Here is a 2,662-nt window from a genome sequence, read left to right on the forward strand (position 1 = left end):
CTTCAGTCGCGACGGGCTTTACCGGTAATGCCCGTCGCGACTGAAGTCGCTCCCACAAGGGGTTTCCGTGTGCGTAGGCTTCAAGGCAGCGGTGGGGCATTTTTTCGACCGGATCTATGCCACGAGCGGAACGCGCGACGCTGCGTTCGTCGCGGCTGAAGCCCTTCCTACAGCACCGCGTCGTCTGCGATGCCAGCGTGGCCTGGCGCAGGCGCCGCCTTGCGCAGCAGCACGCTACTACCGCAACCGCAGCGCCGGCCGGCGAGCAGGCCGGCGAGCAGGCCAGCGCCTGTGCGCCGCGCGGCTGTTAGGGCTTCGCCGCCGGCGGCGGCGCGCCGACCGTCTGTTCCAGGTCCTTCTGCAGGTCGGCGAACAGCGGGGTGATCTTCTGCTGGATCGCGCCCATCAGGTTCTGCATCAGCTGCGGGGTCTTGTCGAGCATGCTCTGGCCGGCCGGGCTCTCGTAGAACTCGGCCATCGCCAGCACGTCCTGCTTGGAGAACGACTGCTTGTACAGGCTCACGTACAGCGGGCGCATCTCCTGCCACGACAGCGCCTTGCGCACGGTGGCCTGGGTGCGTTCCTGGATCTGCTGCACTTTCTGCTGCTGCGCCGCATCGAGCGGGCGCTGCGCGGTCAGCTGCGCGAACTGCTGGCGCTGCATCGCCTCGATCTGCGGCAGCATGCTGTCGAGCATGTTCTGCGCGCGCGAGGCCGACAGCAGGCGGTTGACGTCGCCGTCGCTGGGCGGCTCGGCCAGCGCGGGCGCCGCGGCCATGGCCAGCAGCGCGGCCAGCAGCAGGCGCTGCGGCCAGGAACGGGAAAGCGACGGGGTCGGGTTCATCGAGCGTCCTGCAGGGCTATGACCGGCGGCCAGGATACGGGAATCGCCGTGGCCTCGGCGTCTGCGCGCTTGCGGCGGACCGGTCTTCCGGCTCTTCGACGGGCCCGGCGGGCGACGCGCGAGGGGACCTGCTCGAGATGGCGCGGCAGCTCGGCGATGTCGTGCGGGAACGGGTCGGCGCTGTCGAAAGCGGCGCAAGGCGCGCGCCAGGGACTGCTTGATGCCCGGCGAATGGCGGCGTGTTCCCTGCGTGCCATGGTCGGCGTTGATGCTTGTCGCCGATCTGCTGCATGGGCTGAAGTCGCGCGCCAAGCCGCACAGGACCTGGCTCTAAGACAGTGGCAGGCGACACGTTCGGGTAGGCGCGCGCCCGCTTGCAGCGAACCAGGCGATGGTTGCCGTCGCCGATGCTGCCTGCGCCCGGCCGTTCAGGCCGTGGGCCGCCGGAAATCAAGCCGTCTGGCGGATGCCCTACAATTCGCCGATGGGTAACGGGGCCATCCACATCTCGAGCAGCCTGGCGATTCCGGAGAGCGAAATCGTCGAGCGCTTCGTGCGCGCCAGCGGCGCCGGCGGGCAGAACGTCAACAAGGTCTCCACCGCGGTGGAGCTGCGCTTCGACCTGGCCGGCTCGCCGTCGTTGCCCGAGCCGCTGCGCGCGCGCTTGCTGGCGCGGCGCGACCGCCGCATCACCGCCGAGGGCGTGCTGGTGATCGACGCGCAGCGCTTCCGCACCCAGGACCGCAACCGCGACGATGCACGCCAGCGCCTGGCCGAGTTCATCGCCGCCGGGCTGTCGGTGCCGAAGCGGCGCATCGCCACCAAACCCTCGCACGGCGCCAAGCTGCGACGCCTGGACGCCAAGCGCGAGCGCAGCCAGATCAAACGCGGCCGCTCGCCCGGCCGCTGGGAGTGACTTTTGACCGAACGCGATTTTCCGTTGCCGCCCGCGACCCCGAACATGCCGATGGTCAAGCCCAGCCGGTTCGGCCGCTGGCTCGGCCGCACCGCGCTGCGCCTGACCGGCTGGCGGGTGGTGGGCGAGTTCCCGGACGTGCCGAAGCTGGTGATGATCGTCGCCCCGCACTCATCCAACTGGGACGGGTTCCTGGGCTTCGCGGTCAAGTTCGCGGTCGGTTTCGAGGTGCGCGTGCTCGGCAAGACCCAGCTGTTCTGGTGGCCTCTGGGGCCGCTGCTGCGCAAGCTCGGCGGCATCCCGCTGGACCGCAAGTCGCCGCGCGGCGTGGTCGAGCAGGCGGTGGCGCTGATCCGCGAGGCGCCGCGCATGTGGTACGTGATCACCCCCGAAGGCACGCGCAAGCGCGTGGAGAAGTGGAAGGTCGGCTTCTGGAAGATCGCCCACGGCGCGGAGATCCCGATCTTCCCGGTGTACTTCGACTATCCCAGCCGCACCGTCGGCCTCGGCCCGCTGTTCCACACCAGCGCCGACATGCACGCCGACATCGCCGCGATCCGCACCTGGTACCGGCCGTGGCGCGGGAAGCATCGCGACACGTTGTGAGCTGGCCGTCGATGCGGATGCGGTTCCTGTAGGAGCGGCTCCGGGTGGCCTCAGGCCATCAGCCGCGACAGGGTGTTACCGGTAAGCCTGTCGCGGCTGAAGCCGCTCCTACAAGGGCGCTGCCGTCGAATTGTGCGTCCATGCTGCGGCCCGCGGTGTCGAACCTGGGCCCGTCGTAGTACCGGTACGCCGTGCAGGTGCAGCTGCGGCGACATCTTCGGCACAGGTGATGTCACCTGTGGGAGCGACTTCAGTCGCGACGGGCCTTACCGGTAGAGCCCGTCGCGACTGAAGTC

At 69.5% G+C, this 2,662-nt stretch carries 3 protein-coding genes; 2 read left to right on the top strand and 1 reads right to left on the bottom strand.

The window, feature by feature from the left end; all coding sequences use genetic code 11:
* Positions 1 to 307: 307 nt before the first annotated feature.
* Entirely contained in the window at positions 308 to 844 is a 537-nt protein-coding gene (locus VDQ83_RS18580) for a DUF2059 domain-containing protein (protein ID WP_455436012.1), read from the bottom strand.
* A gap of 484 nt (positions 845 to 1,328) precedes the next feature.
* Here VDQ83_RS18580 and arfB point away from each other — a divergent pair, with 484 nt between their 5' ends.
* Positions 1,329 to 1,760: an alternative ribosome rescue aminoacyl-tRNA hydrolase ArfB gene (arfB, locus tag VDQ83_RS18585; protein ID WP_263396239.1), complete on the top strand. Its 432-nt coding sequence runs from the start codon at positions 1,329 to 1,331 to the stop codon at positions 1,758 to 1,760.
* Positions 1,761 to 1,811: 51 nt separating this feature from the next.
* Positions 1,812 to 2,366, top strand: coding sequence for a lysophospholipid acyltransferase family protein (locus VDQ83_RS18590; protein WP_455436013.1), 555 nt, complete (start codon positions 1,812 to 1,814; stop codon positions 2,364 to 2,366).
* Positions 2,367 to 2,662: the final 296 nt, after the last annotated feature.

This window comes from Xanthomonas sp. WHRI 7945, assembly GCF_035026585.1.